The 18,913-nt window shown below is 64.0% G+C and carries 16 protein-coding genes; 7 read left to right on the top strand and 9 right to left on the bottom strand.

The features are described 5' to 3' along the window. Window positions 1–269: 269 nt before the first annotated feature. Window positions 270–503 carry a DUF4169 family protein gene (locus AKJ09_RS22660; RefSeq protein WP_146649295.1) on the top strand — a complete coding sequence of 78 codons (234 nt, stop codon included), beginning with the start codon at window positions 270–272 and terminating at the stop codon, window positions 501–503. Window positions 504–591: 88 nt separating this feature from the next. Here the strand turns inward: AKJ09_RS22660 and speA are convergent, their stop codons facing one another. Continuing rightward, entirely contained in the window at window positions 592–2,526 is a 1,935-nt protein-coding gene (gene speA / locus AKJ09_RS22655; protein WP_146649294.1) for a biosynthetic arginine decarboxylase, read from the bottom strand. A gap of 313 nt (window positions 2,527–2,839) precedes the next feature. Then, on the bottom strand, window positions 2,840–3,430 hold the full coding sequence (locus tag AKJ09_RS22650) for a CAP domain-containing protein (RefSeq protein ID WP_205633778.1): 591 nt from the start codon (window positions 3,428–3,430) through the stop codon (window positions 2,840–2,842). A gap of 115 nt (window positions 3,431–3,545) precedes the next feature. Here AKJ09_RS22650 and AKJ09_RS22645 point away from each other — a divergent pair, with 115 nt between their 5' ends. After that, window positions 3,546–4,721, top strand: a complete 1,176-nt coding sequence (locus tag AKJ09_RS22645; RefSeq protein WP_146649292.1) for a hypothetical protein — start codon at window positions 3,546–3,548, stop codon at window positions 4,719–4,721. A 13-nt stretch (window positions 4,722–4,734) separates the two neighbouring features. Continuing rightward, complete coding sequence (locus AKJ09_RS22640) at window positions 4,735–5,943, top strand: hypothetical protein (protein ID WP_146649291.1); 1,209 nt, start codon at window positions 4,735–4,737, stop codon at window positions 5,941–5,943. A 15-nt stretch (window positions 5,944–5,958) separates the two neighbouring features. Here the strand turns inward: AKJ09_RS22640 and AKJ09_RS22635 are convergent, their stop codons facing one another. Continuing rightward, window positions 5,959–6,264, bottom strand: coding sequence for a hypothetical protein (locus tag AKJ09_RS22635; protein ID WP_146649290.1), 306 nt, complete (start codon window positions 6,262–6,264; stop codon window positions 5,959–5,961). Window positions 6,265–6,349: 85 nt separating this feature from the next. Between AKJ09_RS22635 and AKJ09_RS22630 the strand changes: the two genes are divergently transcribed. From AKJ09_RS22630 to AKJ09_RS22620, 3 genes are read left to right on the top strand one after another with little or no spacing between them, the layout of a single operon-like run. Then, entirely contained in the window at window positions 6,350–7,162 is an 813-nt protein-coding gene (locus AKJ09_RS22630) for a helix-turn-helix domain-containing protein (RefSeq protein WP_146649289.1), read from the top strand. After that, a complete protein-coding gene (locus AKJ09_RS22625; protein WP_146649288.1) occupies window positions 7,159–8,589 on the top strand; it encodes a hypothetical protein in 1,431 nt (476 codons plus the stop codon). The genes AKJ09_RS22630 and AKJ09_RS22625 overlap by 4 nt, the downstream gene beginning before the upstream one ends. Before the next feature lie 14 nt (window positions 8,590–8,603). Further along, the gene (locus AKJ09_RS22620; protein ID WP_146649287.1) at window positions 8,604–9,479 is read left to right on the top strand and encodes a hypothetical protein; all 876 of its coding nucleotides are present in this window, start codon (window positions 8,604–8,606) and stop codon (window positions 9,477–9,479) included. 14 nt (window positions 9,480–9,493) lie between these two features. Here the strand turns inward: AKJ09_RS22620 and AKJ09_RS22615 are convergent, their stop codons facing one another. Continuing rightward, window positions 9,494–10,219: a VOC family protein gene (locus AKJ09_RS22615; RefSeq protein ID WP_240488556.1), complete on the bottom strand. Its 726-nt coding sequence runs from the start codon at window positions 10,217–10,219 to the stop codon at window positions 9,494–9,496. Between the two features lie 238 nt (window positions 10,220–10,457). On the opposite strand from AKJ09_RS22615, the gene AKJ09_RS22610 reads away from it, so the two are divergent. Next, complete coding sequence (locus tag AKJ09_RS22610) at window positions 10,458–11,231, top strand: alpha/beta fold hydrolase (protein WP_146649286.1); 774 nt, start codon at window positions 10,458–10,460, stop codon at window positions 11,229–11,231. 121 nt (window positions 11,232–11,352) lie between these two features. Here the strand turns inward: AKJ09_RS22610 and AKJ09_RS22605 are convergent, their stop codons facing one another. The 5 genes from AKJ09_RS22605 to AKJ09_RS22585 all read right to left on the bottom strand — a co-directional run bounded on the left by AKJ09_RS22605 (window position 11,353) and on the right by AKJ09_RS22585 (window position 18,902). Beyond that, complete coding sequence (locus AKJ09_RS22605; protein WP_205633777.1) at window positions 11,353–12,780, bottom strand: TolC family protein; 1,428 nt, start codon at window positions 12,778–12,780, stop codon at window positions 11,353–11,355. Window positions 12,781–12,784: 4 nt separating this feature from the next. Next, a complete protein-coding gene (locus tag AKJ09_RS22600) occupies window positions 12,785–15,955 on the bottom strand; it encodes an efflux RND transporter permease subunit (protein ID WP_146649284.1) in 3,171 nt (1,056 codons plus the stop codon). Window positions 15,956–15,966: 11 nt separating this feature from the next. Next, window positions 15,967–17,037: an efflux RND transporter periplasmic adaptor subunit gene (locus AKJ09_RS22595; protein ID WP_205633776.1), complete on the bottom strand. Its 1,071-nt coding sequence runs from the start codon at window positions 17,035–17,037 to the stop codon at window positions 15,967–15,969. A 445-nt stretch (window positions 17,038–17,482) separates the two neighbouring features. Continuing rightward, complete coding sequence (locus AKJ09_RS22590) at window positions 17,483–17,875, bottom strand: hypothetical protein (protein WP_146649282.1); 393 nt, start codon at window positions 17,873–17,875, stop codon at window positions 17,483–17,485. A gap of 616 nt (window positions 17,876–18,491) precedes the next feature. Then, window positions 18,492–18,902: a hypothetical protein gene (locus AKJ09_RS22585; protein ID WP_146649281.1), complete on the bottom strand. Its 411-nt coding sequence runs from the start codon at window positions 18,900–18,902 to the stop codon at window positions 18,492–18,494. Window positions 18,903–18,913: the final 11 nt, after the last annotated feature.

Below are 18,913 nucleotides of genomic sequence, written 5' to 3'. Positions count from 1 at the left end.
CGCCCTGGCTGCCCGTTGGGCATCGCAAGGAGGCTCGTGGGAACATCGAGATAGCATGCTGTGCACGACGGAACCCGCGCGTGCAGAGAAACGTCGTTCATGAAGGTGATGTAGCTGGCGGGGACCTTCAGGTCTTCGCGCTCCGCCATCACGACGACCTCTTCGACCATGCGTTCCGCGGGACGCGGCAAGATATCGTCGCCATCCGGGCCCATCGACCTCGTAACGCCGAACGGGACAAGGTCGCCTGACCGTGGCAAGGTCGAGACGTGGGCAATGTCGTCAACCTGAACCGATTCAGGAAGAAGAAGCAGCGCGAAGACAAGGCCAAACAGGCCGAGATCAACCGCGTTCGCCACGGCCGCACGCAGGCGCAGAAGGACCGCGAGCTCGCCGATCGCCAGCGTGCCGAGCGCTTGCTCGAAGGCAAACGCCTCGAGCAGGCGAGCGAAGAGAACCAGACGTCCTCCGCCGAGGAGTCCGGCGAATCGGGCGAGTCGTAGGCACGAAGAAGCCCCGATTGGCCGAGGCCAACCGAGGCTCTTTGGCGACGTGGAATGTGGAATCAGCGCAGGCGCGAGGCCCGCCGCGTCACCACTTCAGATACGTCTGATCCTTCAGACCGCGCTCGAATTCGTTGAGCAGGCGCATGCCCTCGGTGGGCTTGAGGCGATCCTGCTTGATGGCCGCGTCGACCTGGGTCTTCACGCGCTGTGCGAGATCGTGCGTGTGGTACTGGGTCAGGCGAAGGACGTCGGCGATGCTGTTACCTTCGATGGTCTCTTCGAGGTAGTAGCCGCAATCCTCGTCCTCATCGAGGAAGACGTGAACTTCGTTCACGCGCCCGAAGAGGTTGTGGATGTCGCCCATGATGTCCTGGTACGCGCCGGTCAGGAACACGCCGATGTGATACGGCTTCCCGTCGCGCGAGTGCAGCGGGAGCATGTCGCGCGAGGCCTCGTTGCGGTCGATGAACTTGCCGACCTTGCCGTCCGAGTCGCACGTGATGTCGACCAGGGTGCTGAGGACGCTGGGCTTCTCCTCGAGGCGGTGCAGCGGAACGACCGGGAAGAGCGCGCCGAACGCCCAGTGATCGAGCAACGACTGGAACACCGAGAAGTTGCAGATCTGCTGGGTGCCGAACTTCGCGTCGAGCGCCGCGAGCTCGTCGGGGAGCTCGGCAGGGTCGTGCGACTTCGACAGCTCGCGGATGCGCTGGGCGACCTGCCAGAACGTGGTCTCGATCGCGGCCTTCACGTCGAGCTCGAGGAAGCCGAGCTCGAACGTCTTCTGTGCCTCTTCGCGGACCTCGAGGAGGTCGTGCCACGACTCGAGGAGGTTCGTGTCGTTCAGCTTCTCGCTGATCTCGTGGAGGTTGGCGATGAGCTTGTGGCTCGGCGCCGCCAGGGGAAGCGCAGGCTGCGCGGTGTTCTCGATCGCGCCGAAGGCCTCGACGACGAGCACGCAGTGCTGGGCGACGATGGCGCGGCCCGACTCCGAGACGATGTTCGGATGGGGAACGCGCTCCTCCTCGCAGACGTCGGCGATGTTCGAGACGATGTCGCGCGCGTACTCCTCGACGGAGTAGTTCATCGAGGCGTCGGTCGGGGTGCGCGAACCGTCGTAGTCGATGGCGAGACCGCCGCCCACGTCGATGTACTCGATGGGGTGGCCGAGGCGACGGAGCTTCGCGTAGTAGCGAGCCGCCTCGCGAACCGCGCGCTTGATGATGAGGATGTCCGGAACCTGCGAGCCGACGTGGAAGTGCACCAGCTTGAAGGCCTGGGGCATGCCCGCCTGACGAAGGATCTCACCGGCCTCGAGGATCTCCGAGGTCGAGAGGCCGAACTTCGCCTTCTCGCCCGACGACTCGGCCCACTTGCCAGCGCCCTTGGTGACGAGGCGAACGCGCACGCCGATCTCCGGATCGACGCCCATCTCCTTCGCAATGCGAACGATGGCGCGAACCTCGGAGAGCTTCTCGGCGATCAGAATGACCTTCTTCCCGAGCTTGCGGCCGATGAGAGCCGTGCGGATGAAGGTGTCGTCCTTGTAGCCGTTGCAAACGATGAGCGACTCGTTGTCCGAGTGGACGGCGAGCCCGGCGAACATCTCGGCCTTGGAGCCGACCTCGATGCCGTAGTGGAACGGGCGGCCGGCCTCGAGGATCTCGTCGACGACCTCGCGCAGCTGGTTGACCTTGATCGGGAACACGCCTCGGTAGGCGCCGCGATACTTGTTCTCGGCGATCGCCTTGATGAAGGCTTCGTTCAGCGTGCGGACGCGGTGGTGGAGGATGTCCTGAAAACGGATGACCAGCGGCGTGGTCAGCCCTTCTTCTTGCTTCGCCTGCTCGAGGACTTCACTGATGACGACCTTGCGGCCTCGCCCCTGCAGCGGAGCGACCGTCATTTTCCCATCCGCCGAGACGTCGAAGTAGCCGCCGCCCCAGCGGTCGATCATGTAGAGGTCGCGCGTATCGTCGACCGTCCAGGTTTCCTGTTCCGTGCTTCCGTTCGTGGTCATCTTTCAGCGGCGCACTCTACTGCGGACGCGCCGCGAGTTAAGGGGGAAGCGCAGGGGGGCGTACGATCCGTCGTGGTGGGAAGAGACCCCGGGCCGGGGCCTGCCGCCCCGCGGCTCGCGAGCTACCTCGAGCTTGAGTCCCCACCGCCTCGCGAGCAGGACCTTGCGAGGAAAACTCGCGAGCACCCAGCGACACCAGCCCGGACGCTGGGAGAGGAAAGTCCCCTGCGTCCGGCTCGCAACTGAACATACGAGCGTCCACCGCGCGCCGGGCGGCGAGCGAGGTTGGGTGGAAGGCCGGGCCACGAGAACGTCACGTCGAGAAGTCGTTGGTCAGGTCGAGCGCACCGTCGTCATGCACCACAATGCCCACGCCGAGCCGCTTCATCTTCGGCGCGAGGACGTTGTCGTGGTGCCCGCCGCCCGGGCCCTCTCGCATCATCCCGTCGAGGATGTCGTCGATCTGCCTCTCCTCGTTCGCGATGGGCGTCGGGAGCGCGCGCGTCTCACCGCCCTGGTTCTCGGCCCAAGCATCACCGAATCCGGCGCGCGTGAGATCGGCCCTGCTCGCATGCCCGATGTGACCGTGGAACGTGCGGGTACGAACGAGCTCGCGCGTCCCGTCGAGAGCGAAGCCGGAGAGTCGCGCGTCGAGGACCAAGGGCGGAGCGCCTGCCGCACGCCGGTACGCATTGATGCGGTCGAGGTTGTGCTGCGCGAGCCGATCCACACTCACCGGTGCGGACGACCTGGGGAGCCTTAGTCGCCCGATGTGGATGACGGGCCTGACGCGAGGACGCGCGACCGGAGCAGGCACCGGCGCCGGCCCGGGCCCCCACACGACGTGGCGAACCTCCACAGGACGTTGCGAGGCGCACCCAGCCAGCACGAAGAGCAAGGCCACGACGAGACCGAAGCGCATACCCGTCCGACGTCCCCCCGCCCCCATTCATGCAGTCGTGAACCGATCTTAATCGTACCGGTTCAGGATGTTCCGGCTCTCGTTCTAAACTCGTCGCGTGGCGACACCACGGCACCTCTGCGCTCGGACCATTGGAACGCTCTTCGTCGGACTCGTTCTCGCATGTGCGTTCGGATGCCGGCCAGCGCAGTCGGGCGGCCTTGCAGCGTCAGAAGACGAGAACGAGCCGCAGCCCAAGGAGATGGTCTATCGAGCGTACGCGCCAAGGGCTCTCGGCGATCTCGCCGATTACGAGGAGCACCCCTGCGGAGAGCCCCCCATCCAATACGTGCGAGCCACGGCGACGGCGCAGGGAAGGTATTGGGTCCTCGACGATCAGAGCAGTCGTCTTTTCTCCTTCGATGCGGCGTTCGAGCACCGGCAGGCTCATCTCACGAAGCAGAAGGTCGATCTCATCCGACGCGCCGACGACGGCTCGCTGTGGGCGGTCGTGAACGAGGAGAATCGCTGGCGCTTCTTGCGTCGCGACCGGACGGGGTGGCAGCACCTCGGCGATCTACCCGCGATGGGTCGAGCGGAAGACGCTGTCGGAGAGCGACAAGGGCGTCCCGCACTGACGACGCAGGAAGGAGAGACCTACTGGTTCGATGCCTCGGGCCTCGTCCATGTCTGGACGATCCCAGCCCCCGAAGACGCTCCGCGCCGCCGATGGAACAGGGGACGAAGGACACTCGCGAGTACGAACGACGGTGCCCTCTACGTCGGGCGCGAGGACGGTGAGTTCGGCGGTGGCCTCGCCCGGATCGACGTCGGCACCGCGAATCGTCGCACCGTGCAGACACAGGCGTTCGATGGCCCGATGACGGACATCGTCGTCGATCCCACCGATCGAAGATGTGTGGTTAGTAGCAACGGCACCATTCACGGCAACGGCAATGGTCTCGTCGTCAGAGCCTGCCCTGACCGAGTCTCGGTCGTTCTCAAAGAGATGCAGGTCCCCAAACAGCGGACGAGATGGACGGTCGAAGCGTCAGAGCCGTTCTTCAAACTCGTTGCCAACGGCTCCACGGTCTACGCCCTTGGCGACACCGAGAACTACGCCATCACCGGCAGCACGACACACCGACTCCCCGCTCCGACCTACACCGAACGATGCGGTCAAACCGTCGCGCGCGTCGAAGGACTGATGCTGATGCGCATTCCCGCGTTGGGCAGACGTGACCTCCCCTACGAGCGCCTCGGCCAAAACCTGTTCGCGATGCCAGCACTCTGACTCGATTACGCTCATGGGTCACGAACCGTTCGGCAGCCGGTTAGAAAACTCATTGCGTGCTCGACCTTCGCGGACGTTGTTCCTCGGCCTCCTGCTGGCCCTCGCCGGGGGATGCCAGCGCTCGTCGCCTCCGCCATCGACCGTGGCCCAACCGACAATGCCAACGGACGAGATGCAACCGGTGGAGACGATTCATCGACCGCTGCCGCCCATCCCGATCGGCGATCTGGACGACGATGATGAGCGTCCCTGCGGCGAGGTCCCAATTCAGCACATCCGAGCCGCCACGACGGCGTCCGGGAGGGTCTGGGTTCTCGACTCCGAGAGCCATCTCGTCTCCTTCGACGCAGCACTCGAACACCGAAAAGCCCACCTCACGAAGAAGGTGGTCGACCTCGTTCGGCGTGCCGACGATGGCTCGCTGTGGGCCGTAGTGAACGAAGAGAATCGCTGGCGGGTCCTTCGCTACGACGCAAAAGGATGGCAACATCTCGCGGATTTCCCGGAGCGCTTCTGGACTCAAGACTCGATAGGCGAACGCGAAGGCCGTCCGGTCCTCGCGACGCGCGACGGTGAAACCTACTGGTTCGACGCAGCCGGTCTGGTCCACTTCTGGAAGTATCCACTCGAAGGCCACTATCGATGGGTCCGCGAGGCCGGTGGAAAAACGCATCTCGCGAGCACGAACGACGGCTCGATGTATATCGCTCGCGATGCCGGTGAGTTCGGTGGCCGCCTGGAATGGATCCGCGTTGGAACAGCGGGGCGTCCGACATTCCAGAAGCAGGTCTTCGATGGTTCAATGACAGATGTCATCGTCGACCCGCTCGACCGAAGTTGCGTCATCGCCAGCAACGGCTTGCTTCACGCGAACAGTGGCGACGGTTTCATTGCACGCGTGTGTCCCAACAATTCCGCGGTCGTGCTCGAAGAAAAGGGAATGGCTGACTTGAACGACCGCCGGTCGCACGTCAAAATCGACACACTACCGTTCTCGAAGCTCGTCACGAGCGGCAACACCGTCTACGCCTTCGGCCTCGACCAGATCTACGCCATCACCGGCCACGCGAAGCGACGAATTCCGCCTCCGGTGTTCACCGAACACTGCGGACAGTCTGTCGCGCGCGTCGAAGGGCTGATGCTCCTACGCCTTCCGCGCTTGCTCAAAGAATATCCATACGACGCCATCGGTCACGCCATATTCGCGATGCCGGCTCCGTAAGTGCTCGAGCCAAATTTAGCCTTCGTTCGTCGCTCTTGCGTCGACCAGTGAGCGGTGGACGAGATACGCGAGGGCGCTGATCGAGCCGACGAAGGGGAGGAGAACGATGTACGGGGTGACGCGGATCGCGCGTTCACGGGCGTCGCGGCGCATCCAGCTGGCCACGAGCGTGAGGGCAATCACCAGATCGAGCAGCATCTGCATCGCCCACGGCTCACGATAGGCGAGGGTGAGGAAGCCGAAATAGCCGTGATGGACGATCACCCACGAGCTGTAACCGAAGAAAGGGACGAGAACCCACGGGACGACGCGTTTGTCCATGCGCGGGACTGTGGGCCGAGGACGTCGGGATGACCATGACCTCCGTGGTCATGACGGGCAGGCGGTGAACCGGTAGGCTCGAGGCGTGGCGAGCCAGCCTTCGCTCTTTGGACCTCTCCTCCGCCGATTTCGCGTGGCGCGTGGGCTCAGCCAGGAGCGGCTCGCGCTGGACGCCGAAATCTCGAGCCGTCATCTGAGCTGTCTCGAGACAGGACGAGCGGCGCCGAGTCAACCGATGGTCCTTTTGCTGGGCGCGGCGCTCGATCTGCCGCTACGCGATCGCAATGGCCTGCTTCAGGCGGCCGGCTTCGTCGCGGCGTTTCGTGACGTGCCCCTCGAGGCGCCGGAGGCCGCGTCGCTCCGTCGGGCCATCGATCTCATGCTCGAGGGGATCGAGCCGAACGGCGCCGTCGCGTGTGATCGCGCGTGGAACATCCTCCGCATGAACGCCGCGGCGTCTCGGTTGTTCGCGCTCTTCACGGACGTCGAGAACGCGCCGCCCGTGGTCATGCGGAATGCACTCGTCGCCACGCTTCACCCCGCCGGCCTCCGGAGCTCGATCGTGAATTTCGAGGCGGTGGCAACGTTGCTGCTCGATCGCGTGCGTCGCGAGACGACCCGCTTCGCCGACGATCCGGCGCTCCTCCGCCTACGCGACGAGCTCGCCGAGATCCCCGACCTCCCACTCCCCTCCCCCATTTCCGGCGTGGCGGACGGGCCCTTTCTCACCGTGCATCTCCGACGAGGCGATCTCGAAGCCCGCCTCTTCACGACCATCGCCACGATCGGAACGCCGATTGACGCGACCGCCGACGACCTACGGATCGAGACTTACTTCCCGGCGGATGAGCCCACCCAGAGGCTCGTCGCCTCCCTCACGACTCGTACGCAGCGATGAAAGATTCGAGCACGACCCAGGAGATCCGCATGGCCCGAGTGTCGAGGCGCAGGGCGTCGGGGCTCCTCGCCGCCATCGTAGGCGTCGCTGGTCTACTAGCGATGCTTGGAGGGTGCCATTCGGACGGCGAGACGGACGGCGCTTCCTCGCCCCCTTCCCCGTCCACGGAAGACGACGGCGGCACGTCCTCCGTTCCGATCGATGCGAACACGCCTCCACCGGGAGAGGTCGATGGCGAAGCCGGCACGACGACGCCACCGTCGATGACCGTCACGACGCGCATCATCACTACGACGCATCGCGCGATCCCAGGAAAGATGTTCGGAGGGTGGGGTCCGCATCTCGGTCACCTCGTGCGTCGTCCGGGCGGAGAGCTCTGGTTCGTCGACGACGCTTGCGAGGGCTCGGGCGCCGATACGTGCGACGTAAACGTGAATCGGCGCGTCGATGCGTTTCGGCTCGGCGCCGCCGGATGGGAGAAACGCGCGACGACGGCCCTTCCAAGTGGCATCCAGCAAAACACGGCAACGCTCGTCGCCGGTGACTCGTTCGAATCGTACGGTGTCGACACGAGCGCGCAGCGGATCGTGCGCTGTTCCCTGCTCCCCACGGAGACGTCGGGTTCATGCTCCGCCATTCCAATTCCGCTTCCGCCATCGACGAATTACGTCGGCGCCGCCGTCTCGCCGGATGGGTGGAAAGTCGCGTGGGCAACCACGGTGGCCGATGGCGGAGGCGGCTCCTTCCACTGGATGGTCGATTACGGCGGCGGCTGGAACGGACCTCGAACCGGCGGAGTCGGCGGCTACAACGACGCCTCCTATATCAATGCAGCCTTCTACGGCGGCAGTCGCAAGACCGAGCTCGTCATGCATGCGCAGCTCGTCTCGGGGCTCGCTCCGGCGTGGAGCTTCTTCGGTGCGGTCGGAACGGTCGACGTCGCTTCGTCGAATGCCATCGGCTTTTCGCTCCTTTCGAATGCCAACGATGCCATCGTTTCTACGAATGACGTCGTGGTCGACGCAGCGACGAACGACACCCATCTCCTCGCCCGGACGACCTCCGGCGCGGCCGCCTACTTCTTCAAACCGGACGGCGGCGTTTGGTCGGGAGTCCTCGCCACGATACCGAAGGCGTATCGCGCTCGCTTCGTCCAGCTCGAAGGCGGCCGACTCGTTTTGATCCATTCGGACGACGGCAAGGGTCTCGCGATGCGCATCTCGCCTGCTTCACGCACCAAGGGACAGCCCATCGATTGGAATGCCACGGGCGACACGGCGATTGCTCTACCCGACGGATATACGAACCTGCTGGCGATCTACGCGGAGTCGCTGTCGTATCAAGGATACGCGCCGCCAACGATCGAGCTCGCCCTCGTCGGCAGCGCGCGCGAAGGAGAGGTCCTTCACGTGAGTGTCAGGCCCTGATACGTATCGAATCGATGGGTGATAGCGCATTCGATTGGAACGTGAAGGTAGGCTGCACCGGCGGTCCGATCATGCTCGCCGACTTGCAGGATTTCCCGCAGTGGACCGGCGCCATTCCCTTCCGCGTGCTCCGCGAGCGAAGCGACGCCGACGCGGCTCGCTTCACCGGTCGGCAAACCGTGCTCCACTTCTGGGGCAATCTCGGCGGTGCCGGCGAGCGGTTCGTGGAATGTGACAGCGAGGAAGAAGCCCGCGCGAAACTCGATGGCCTCCGCGTCATGGCCAAGAAGAACTGCCCGGACGTCGTCATCACGGAAGAAAAGGGCCTCACGCATTTCCGCGATCCCGCGAGTGGCGGAGAGCTCCGCGCCGAGCTCGAGCCGCAATCGGAATACGATGCCTCCTGGCAACGCAACTACGACGCCGACGCGTGGATTCACGCCTTCGGCGACGGCGCACGCGCGCTGTTCTGGTTCGTCGGAGACGACCTCGTGCACATCGGACAGAGCAAAGCCAGAAGCGAGCTCATCCTCCTGAAGCACACAGTGGCGAGCTCCGAGACGGCAGCCGAGGACAACGCAGCTGCCCGCGCGTACGTGGAGGCGGCGAGCCCCGGCGAGCCTGTCGCCGAGCTCACTTTGTCGACATCACGTCTCGTCGCGATTTGGGCGCCGATTGCGCCCGAAGAGCTCGATGGCTTCGATGCCGGTGCCGCGGCGGCCGCCACCGAATCGACGAAACTCGGCGTCGCTCTCGACAAAGGAATTGGCGCCGTGCTTCGCGTCGAGCCGGGTCGCTACGTCGTCTCACTCGGCAAGGTGGAGCCGAGCAAAGGCGAGCAGCGACCTTGGTCGGCTCGCTGGTGCCGTCTCACGCGCGCGACTGTCTGACTCCACCGGGTGCGTCAGCCCGCACCCCGAACTCGTTCGACGTGGAGCGCCGCATCCTTCGCGGCCTCCTCGGGGCTCTTGCCGTTTTCGCGCGCGACGATGTACGCGGCATACCACGCCGACCATGGGTGTTTGGGAGCGCTGGCTTCGTACGCGCCGTGGTGCTCCTCGGTCTCGCGGAGTAGCTCGCTGAGAGCCGCCACGTCCGTCGTGAGTCCCTTGTCGGTCACACGACCGGGGAGCCGCGTTTTGATTTCCTGCAGCATCCAGCCGTTTCCGTCGGGATCGCTGAACGACGCCCAGGTGCAGTAGGAGCGCCCCTTCGGATCGGGGCCGGACACGCGGCCCTTCGTGCCGGCGTGGTGGAAGACACCGCCCTCGTCGTGGAAGGCCTCGCTCACGTTCACTCCATGCCCGATGAGCTCGGCGCGCACGGCTTCGATGTCTTCGACGATCAGCATCAGGTCCTGGACCGAGCCCGGGACTCCCGACGTGACGCCCTTGCCGAAGATGATCGAGCACAGTGAGCCCGGAGGCGTCAGCTGCACCACGCGAAAATCCTCTCCGGTCGCGAAGTCGGCATCGAGCCGCCACCCCAACCGCACGTAGAAGTCCCTGGCGCGATCGACGTCGGATACCGGAAGCACGACCACCTCGAGCTTCGTCTCGATCATCGTCGCGCTCGGCGTCTTGCTCGCGCGTCCAGGCTGCTCGCGTTGACCGGGCATTTGCGTGCTCATCGTCGCCTCCGTCGTTGGTTGACGGCAGGCAGCAAGCAAAGCCAAGACCCGCAACCTCAAGGCTGCGGTGCACGCCGAGCTCGAAGTCCTACGAGTGGTCCTAAGGCGGCGCTCGGAAACTCACGAGCGCGCGTGGACACGTGGACATGTGGGCAGGTGGACAGGCCGCGGATCGCAGCAACCGGCCAAGTAAATCGATAGCTATCAACTTCACCCGCTTTCGACAAGATCGAGCGTCATGATGATCGAACGAGATGGCGTTCGCCTCGCGTACGACGAGGCCGGAACCGGCGAAACGGCCCTGCTGCTCGTCCACGGCTGGGGAACCGACCGGAGCTCGCTGAGGCCGCAATTCGAGGCCCTACGCGCGAAGTACCGCGTCGTGGCGGTGGACCTGCGCGGCTTCGGAGAGAGCTCGTCTCCAGCACAGGCCTACTCCATCGAAGGCTACGCCGACGATCTCGCCTTCCTCACCGAACGACTCGGCTGTCCGAAGGTCGTCGTGATCGGTCACAGCATGGGTGGGCTCGTCGCGCTGGACTTTGCCGCGCGCTACCCCGAGCGAGTGACGGCGACGGCCGTTCTCGAGGCCTTCATCGCTCCGTCGGAGCGGGCGCTCGACGGTCTGCGCGCGATCATCGCGGGTCTACGCGGAGACAACTATCGCGACTTCGCGGCGCGCGTCCTGGCGCATTTGCTCGGTCCTCGCATCGATCCCGAAGAGCGAGCGCGAATGCTCGCGATCCTGGCGGCATGCCCACAGCACGTTCTCGTCGGCGCGTTCGAAGGCATGCTGGCCTACGAGAGCCGCGCGGCTGCGGCGCGAATCCAAAGTCCCTTCCTCTACGTCGGAACGGATGTCCCCTATGCCAACGAGGAGGAACTCCAACGGATGTGTCCACAGCTCGTCATCGAACGACTCTCGAATTGCGGACACTACTTCCCGCTCGAAGTGCCCGACGCACTCGGCGCCGTGCTGGCCCGCTTCCTCGCCGCAGAGACGAGCCGGTGACCAAGACATTCCACTTCGACCTCGCCCCTCTCGTCGCGGGCCTCGCGGACCATCCAAAACGAACGGCGCCGATCGAGAGCTTCGTCTCGATCAGCGCCGCGTCGTCCCGCCACGTGGGAGATCAGCTGCCGGAGCGCCAGCCGCCGCCGAGGGCTTGGTAGATGTTCACCATCGCCAGGAACTGGCGCTTCTTCGTTTCGACGAGCTCGAGCTCGGCATCGAGTGAGTCGCGTCGGGTCATGAGAACTTCCATGTAGTCCGCACGTGCCGATTGAAAGAGCACGTTCGAGATTTCGATGGACTTGGAGAGGGTGTCGACCTGCTTTTGCTGCAGGTCGTACGCCTTCTGCAGATTGCCGACCATCGACATCTGGTTGGCCACGTCGGTGAAGGCCTGCAGAACGGTCTTCTCGTAGTTCAAGACCGCCTGGATCTGCATCGCGTTTGCCGAGCGGTACTGCGCCGTGATCGCCGCTCGGTTGAGCAGCGGTGCGGTCAGGTTGCCGGCCACGCTGTAGATCAGCGACTCGGGCGTGGTCACGATGTGTGCGAGGTTGAAGGAGCGATAGCCGACACCGGCGTCGATGCTCAGCGACGGGTAGAAGCCCGCCTTCGCCGCCTTCACGTCGAGCTTCGAGGCTTCCAGCTGGAGCTCCGCTTGTCTCACGTCAGGACGGTTCTCGAGCAGCTGGGAAGGAAGTCCGGAGCCGACACCCGCGGGAAGTGGTGCCTTGAACTCCTCCGCATTCCGAGCGACCGGCTGCGGGAAGCGACCGACGAGGAAGTTGATCCTGTTCTCGGCCTGCACCTTCTCCTGCTGCACGTCGTAGAGGCGACTCCGGTTCTTGAGCACCTCTGCTTCGAATCGCTGGACGGCGAGCTCGGTCACCTTCGCCGCCTGCTTCTCGAGTTTGACGACCTCGAGGGCGTTCGTCTGGATCTCGATGTTGCGGTTGAGGATGTCGAGCTCGGCGTCGAGCGCGATGAGCTCGTAGTACGAGCGCGCGAGCTCCGCGACGATCTGCGTGACCATGAAGTTCCGGCCCTCGATGGTGGCGAGGTACCGGAGCATCGCGGCCTTTTGCGCATTACGCAGTTTCTTCCAGATATCGACCTCCCACGTACCGGTGAGTCCGAATTGGAAGTTGCCTAGGTTCTCGGGCACGCCGTTGGCTTCGTCGCTCTTGCCTTGGCTGGTCCATTTGCCGGTCTTTTCGAGACCAGCGCCGACGCCGGCGTTCACCTTCGGGAGATATTCACCCTTCCGCGCCGCAGCTTCGTTCTGGGCGATGATGATCTCCTGGAGCTGGATGTTCAGCTCCTGGTTGTTCTTGATCGCCGTGTCGATGAGGCCTTTCAGCTCTGCGCTGGCGAAGAATTCCCCCCACTTCTTCTGCGCAGCGCTGGCAGCTTCCGGATTGCCACTCGAATCACCGTAGCTTCCCGGGAGCGCCTTCTTGTTCGGCTCGCGGGGTTCATTTCCTTCGAGCGAAGGAACACACCCCACCGCGCCGGCGCAGAGAAACGCCAGCGCGATGACGGACGACAACGACCTAAGCCTTACCATGATGTCCTACGTTCTCGGTCAAGGGGACGTCGTGCTCGTCGCCGATGAGGCTCTTCCCTTCGGAGAGGGTTCCGAAGATGAAGTAGAGCCCCGGCACGACGAGGACGCCGAAGATGGTGCCGAAGAGCATTCCGCCGAGTGCCGACGCGCCGATGGTGCGGTTGCCGACGGCGCCCGGTCCCGTGGCCATGACCAACGGAACGAGGCCGGCGATGAATGCGAACGACGTCATCAAGATCGGACGGAAACGTGCTTTCGCACCTTCGATGGCGGCCTCCATGATGGTGGCGCCTTGCTGATGTTTCTGAACGGCGAACTCGACGATGAGGACGGCGTTCTTGCCCAAGAGGCCGACGAGCATGACGAGGCTGACCTGCGCGTAGATGTCGTTCGCCAGGCCGAGGACCTTCAGCATGAGGAACGAGCCGAACACGCCGGTTGGCAGCGACAAGACGACGGCGAGCGGGAGCAAGAAGCTCTCGTACTGCGCGGCCAAGACCATGTACACGAAGGCGAGAACGACGAGGAAGATCCAGACAGCCTCGTTTCCGCGCTTGGCTTCGTCGAACGAGAGACCTTCCCACGCGATGTCGTAACCGCGCGGTAGCGTCTTCGCAGCGACTTCACGAACCGCGTTGATGGCGTCGCCGCTGGTGTAGCCCTTCGCCGGACCACCACGGATGGCCGACGAGTTGTACATGTTGTAACGCGTGACTTCGTTCGGCCCCTGCGTCTTCTTCAGGCTCATGAATGCCGAATACGGCACCATGTCGCCACGGTCGTTCTTGACGTAAAGGTTCAAGACGTCCGAGGGGAATCGCCGGAACTCCGGCGCCGCCTGCGTATAGACCTTGAAGAAGTTGCCGAATCGAATGAAGCCCTGCTCGTAGGTACTTCCGATGAGGATGTCGAGGTTCTCCATCGCGGTCTTGATGGAGACGCCTTTCTGCATGGCGAGATCGTTGTCGATGACGACTTCGTATTGCGGATAGTCGGCCGCGAAGAAGGTGAAGAGCCCCGTCAGCTCCTTGCGCTTGCGCAGAGCCTCCATGAAGTCTTTGTTGACCTTGTCGAAGTCCTGGTAGTTCGTCTCGTTGTTCTTGTCCAAGAGACGAAGCGAGAAGCCGTCGGCGGCGCCGTAGCCAGGAACGGCCGGCGGTTCGAAGAACTCGACGACGGCGCCGATGTCCTTCGCCTTCTCCTCGAGCTCGTCGATGATCTGCTTGGCCGTGCGCGGACGTTCGCCCCACGGCTTCAGATTGATGAGACAGGTACCGGCGTTCGAGCCGCGACCTTCGGTGAGGATCTCGTAGCCGGCGAGCGAGGAGACCGAGTCGACGCCTTCGACCTTTTTGGCGATGTCTTGGAGCTCGCGCGAGACGTCGTTGGTGCGCTCGAGCGTGGTGCCCGGCGGCGTCTGGATGATGGCGTAGATCTGGCCCTGGTCTTCGTTGGGAACGAAGCCCGAGGGAACGACCTTGCTCAGTCCCATGACGCCGAAGCCGAACGCAACGAGCATGACGAACGTGACGAGGCGTCGATTGACGATCTTCTTGAGAAGCCCCGTGTAGACGCCCGTTCCCTTCTCGAACCAGCGATTGAACCCGTCGATGAAGAGGCCGATCGGCGTCTTCCGCTTCTGATGCGGCTGATGAGGCTTGAGGATCATCGCGCAGAGAACCGGCGTGAGCGTGAGCGCGACCACGCCCGAGAGCACGATCGACGCAGCCATCGTGATCGAGAACTGCCGGTAGAAGATACCGACCGGCCCGCCCATGAAGGCAACGGGCACGAAGACGGCGGTCATCATCAGGGTGATGGCGATGACGGCGCCGCTGATCTCGCCGAGCACCTTCTTGCTCGCGTTGTAGGGAGACAAGTGCTCTTCGGCCATCTTCACGTGGACGGCCTCGACGACGACGATCGCGTTGTCGACGACGATACCGATCGAGAGGACGAGCGCGAACAGGGTGATCAGGTTGATGGTGAGCCCGAACACCTGCATGAAGAGGAACGTGCCGATGAGCGACACGGGGACGGCGAGGACCGGAATGAGGGTCGAGCGCCAGTCACCGAGGAAGATGAAGACGACGAGCGCGACGAGAACGAAGGCCTCGCCGAGCGTGTGGAGGACCTTCTCGATCGAGGCGTCGAGGAAGCTCGAAACGTCGTAGTTGACCTCGTAGTCCATGCCCGCCGGGAACGAGCTCTTCTTCAGCTCCTGCAGCTTGGCTTTGACGTTCGCGATGACGTCACTCGCGTTGCTGCCGTACGTCTGCTTGAGCATGATGGCGGCCGACGGGTGGCCGTCCAGGTTCGAGTAGATGTCGAAGAACTCGCTGCCGAGCTCGACCTGGGCGATGTCCTTCAGGCGAAGCTTTTCGCCGTCCTCGTTCGCGCGGATAATGATGTTCTCGTACTGCTCGGGCTTGTTGAATCGGCCTTCGTAGATGAGAACGTACTCGAGCGCCTGCGCCTGCTTGCCGGTAGCTTGGCCGAGTCGACCAGGAGCGCCGACGACGCTCTGCTCGCTGATGGCCTTCATCACGTCGTCGGTCGAGACGCTGTACGCGCGCATCTTGTCGGGATTGAGCCAGACGCGCATGGCGTACTGACGCGAACCGAGGATGCGTGTCTGCGCGATACCGTCGACGCGACTCAGCTCGGGCAGGAGATTCGCATTCGCGAAGTTGTAGAGGAACTTCTGATCGGTCGATTTCTCCGTGCTGTACAGGTTGACGTACATCAGCATGCTGGGCTGCACGCGATTGACGATGACGCCTTCGAGCTGCACGAGCTGCGGGAGACGGTTGAGAACCTGGTCGATGCGGTTCTTGACGTTGACGACGGCCTGATTCGGGTCAGCGTCGAGGTCGAAGACGACCTGGATGGTGGCCTCACCGGCGCTCGTGGCGTCGGAGACCATGTAGCTCATGCCCGGAACGCCGTTGATGGAGCGTTCCAAGTTGATGAGCGAGGACTGAACCAAGACGTCGGCGCTCGCTCCCGGGAAGGTGAGCGACACCATGACTCGAGGCGGCGAGATCTCGGGGAACTGCGAGACCGGGCGCGTGCGCATGGCGAGCACGCCCAGGAAACACAGCATGAGCGACATGATGATCGCCAGAACTGGGCGATGAATGAACTTCTCGAACATCGTGCCGTCCCCTATTCCGCCGCGACGTCGAGGTGCCCGAGCACTTCGGCGGGCTCCTTGAAGTCGATGGCAACGGGAGAACCGTCGTGGACCTTGCGAAGGCCGTCGACGAGGACCTTGTCCTTCTCGTCGAGGCCGCTGTCGACCAGGAAGACGTGCGGGAGCTCGGCGACCACGGTGATCGGGCGCTGGCGGACCACGTTCTTCTCGTCGATCACGTAAACGAACTTCTTGTCGAGGACGTCGAAGGTCGCCTTCTGCGGAATGACGAGCGCATTCTTGACGGGCGTGGTCATCACGACCTTGCCGGTCTCGCCGTGGCGGAGCAGGCCTTTCGGATTCGGGAACGTCGCTCGGAAGGCGAGGTTGCCGGTGCCGTTGTTGAAGTCGGCTTCGATCGTCTCCACCTTGCCGGGTTGGTCGAAGACCTCGCCGTTCGCCATGATCAGCTTCACCGGCGTGGGCTCACTGCCCTGGTTCTGCTGCTGCTTGTATTTGAGGTACTCCGCCTCGCTGACGTTGAAGTACACCCAGATGTTTCGATTGTCGGAGAGCGTCGTCAGCAGATCGCCCTCCGCGACGAGGCTGCCCAGTCGCACGTTGAAGCGGCCCATGATGCCGTCGAACGGTGCGCGAATTTCGGTCAGCGACTTGTGCGTCGACGCGAGCGCGACTTCGGCTTTCGCCTTGTTGAACTTCGCGTTCGAGAGCGACAGCTCGTTGGGCGACACGACGTTCTTGTCGGCAAGAAGCTTCGTATTTTTGAGTTCGATTTCGGAGAGGTCGGCTTCCGCCTGCGCCTTCTGGACCTCTGCCTGGTAGATCAAGGGCATGATCTGGAACATCTTCGTGCCCGCGGCGATGTGCTGTCCTTCGTCGACGAAGACCTTCTGCAGGTAGCCCTTCTCGAGTGCACGCAACTCGATGTGCTGAATTGCGCGAATCTGAGCCACGTATTCCTTCGTGAGCTCGGTGTCCTTGCGAACAGGACGGGTGGCGAGGAACTTACCTTCCTCCTCGGTTACGTGATTTTCGCGGTGGCAGCCCGTTGTCGCGAGAGCTGCAACCAAGACCAGAGGCATCGGGATTCGGTACATCGTTCCTGTTCTTCGTCTGAGCGCTGGCGCGGCGTTGTGGGCGGTTCTTTTCCAGACAGCCAATCGCCCTTGAGAATTGAAGTCGTGAGAGCGGGCGGACCATCGCCGGCTCGCGTCGAGTCGCTGGACCTTTTCCGACCAGCGTGGTCAGCCCGACGACGAGTTGGTCGATTTGATTGATGCGTCGCGCAACGACCGATGCCGCCACGAAGGCAGGGGACGCGCGTCGCGGATGCAAAAGGCAGCGAGGCCTTTACGTGCGCGAGACGGAGCTCACCCCATACGTCGCGTCACGTTACGTGCATCACGCACGCATCGATCCTCGTCGTCGGTCGACGGTCCCGAACTCCAACCCGCACGCGCGAGAGACCGCGCGAGAAGCAGAGTATCGGCCGATTACGCAGCAACGTTCGGAACGTTGCAGGCGTAACTAGGCCGGCGGACCTCGAGGAAAGCCTCTGCGAACCGCAAAGCGCGAGGTATCGCTCTGAGCCTCGCCACGCAGCGCTCGACCGGGCATCCGAGGCGTCGCAACACCTCGGAGAGCCACGGGAGCCGCGCCGGCAATACCCCAGCAGCGAGTGTGAGCGTCGTCGTCGTCGACGTCGGCCTCGACGGCCTCGCGGAACATGACGGGGCGCTCGACGCCATCACGCCATTGCCGCGAGCGCTGCCCGAGCTGCGACCCCATCGCGGAGCGCGCGGCGTGGACGCCATGCCCTGCGAGCTCGGCGACCGTCGGGTACCCGGCGATGCCGCGCCCCGGCGTCGTGATGCCCGCGCAAACGACGGTGATGACCGCAACGGCGAGAAGATACAGCAACCGGAGCGCCGACCGCCCAGACCCGCGGGCGATCACGTGACGCGCGGCTTGCGCACTCGGCGCACTCGGCGCACTCCCATGACGGGCCCGATCAGAGCGCGAACTCGCTCCGTCTTCGGGCGTCGCGTGGCGTCCGCCTGAGGGGCGCTCGTGCGACGCGCTGGAAGGGCCCCTGGTCATGCGGGTCATCTCGCTACCACGCCCGGCCATTTAGCACCAAGGGTTGTGAAGCGCCCGCCCACTTCGGCGTGCATCACGTACGTGCCCTGACGATGCATGTTTTCCGCCCTCGTCACACGACCCGCCCGCCCAAACAGCACGAGCACCACGAGCGCGAAGCGCCATTCACCGCCGAAAATGCGGAACAATGACGACGAGAACGACGCGGTTGAGTTTGCGCCTCGAGTCCCGAATGCTGGCTGAGTTGCATTACCAACGTGCAACTCGCAGCTTCATTCCCGACGCGAGCTCGACACTGCTCGGCGTCGATACGGCGGGCGCCATTGTCGCTGGCGGAACTCCATCGCGGAGGACGCGGTCGTCGCGGTCGTCGCGGTCGTCGCGGTCGTCGCAGCGTTGGCGCCGATCGATCGCGAACACGCCGTGAAGTGTTGCCCTACTGTGGGCCGTGACGGCGGGCGCGCCAGCCCCAGTAGCCGACGCGCGGAACGCGCTCGACGTACATGCGCGTTCGACCTTCGTGTTCGCGCAAGCGTACGGGGACGCGACCTCGATCGCCTCGCCGCTTCGCGTCGCGTCGCTCTCGTACCAGCGACTGCCGCTCGTCGAGAATGCGCGAGCGCGACGTCCGAAGCCAGCCGGCTGCACGACGCATCGTCGCGAGATCGGGCCAGCGGGCGCGCTCGCCTCGGAGGAAGTCGAAGCGCCGCTCGAGATCGTCGAAGACCTCCGGGAAGGGAGTGCCCGTCGTCCGCGCGTACGCTTCGACGAGCCGATGGAGGTGGATCCACACGTGGCTCGTGCTCGCTCCTTCCATCACCCGCCGGTACGAGCCGTTGAAGCTCATGGCACCTCGCC

This window comes from Labilithrix luteola (genome assembly GCF_001263205.1).
In the GTDB taxonomy this organism is placed as follows: Bacteria; Myxococcota_A; Polyangia; order Polyangiales; family Polyangiaceae; genus Labilithrix; species Labilithrix luteola.
This window is presented reverse-complemented; position numbering and strand designations above follow the sequence as displayed.

Excerpts from the sequence above, each read along its gene's own strand:
- speA (WP_146649294.1), bottom strand. The coding sequence starts at position 2,526 with ATGACCACGAACGGAAGCACGGAACAGGAAACCTGGACGGTCGACGAT.
- AKJ09_RS22640 (WP_146649291.1), top strand. The coding sequence starts at position 4,735 with ATGGGTCACGAACCGTTCGGCAGCCGGTTAGAAAACTCATTGCGTGCT.
- AKJ09_RS22635 (WP_146649290.1), bottom strand. The coding sequence starts at position 6,264 with ATGGACAAACGCGTCGTCCCGTGGGTTCTCGTCCCTTTCTTCGGTTAC.
- AKJ09_RS22625 (WP_146649288.1), top strand. The coding sequence starts at position 7,159 with ATGAAAGATTCGAGCACGACCCAGGAGATCCGCATGGCCCGAGTGTCG.
- AKJ09_RS22620 (WP_146649287.1), top strand. The coding sequence starts at position 8,604 with ATGGGTGATAGCGCATTCGATTGGAACGTGAAGGTAGGCTGCACCGGC.
- AKJ09_RS22615 (WP_240488556.1), bottom strand. The coding sequence starts at position 10,219 with ATGAGCACGCAAATGCCCGGTCAACGCGAGCAGCCTGGACGCGCGAGC.
- AKJ09_RS22610 (WP_146649286.1), top strand. The coding sequence starts at position 10,458 with ATGATGATCGAACGAGATGGCGTTCGCCTCGCGTACGACGAGGCCGGA.
- AKJ09_RS22600 (WP_146649284.1), bottom strand. The coding sequence starts at position 15,955 with ATGTTCGAGAAGTTCATTCATCGCCCAGTTCTGGCGATCATCATGTCG.
- AKJ09_RS22595 (WP_205633776.1), bottom strand. The coding sequence starts at position 17,037 with ATGCCTCTGGTCTTGGTTGCAGCTCTCGCGACAACGGGCTGCCACCGC.
- AKJ09_RS22585 (WP_146649281.1), bottom strand. The coding sequence starts at position 18,902 with ATGAGCTTCAACGGCTCGTACCGGCGGGTGATGGAAGGAGCGAGCACG.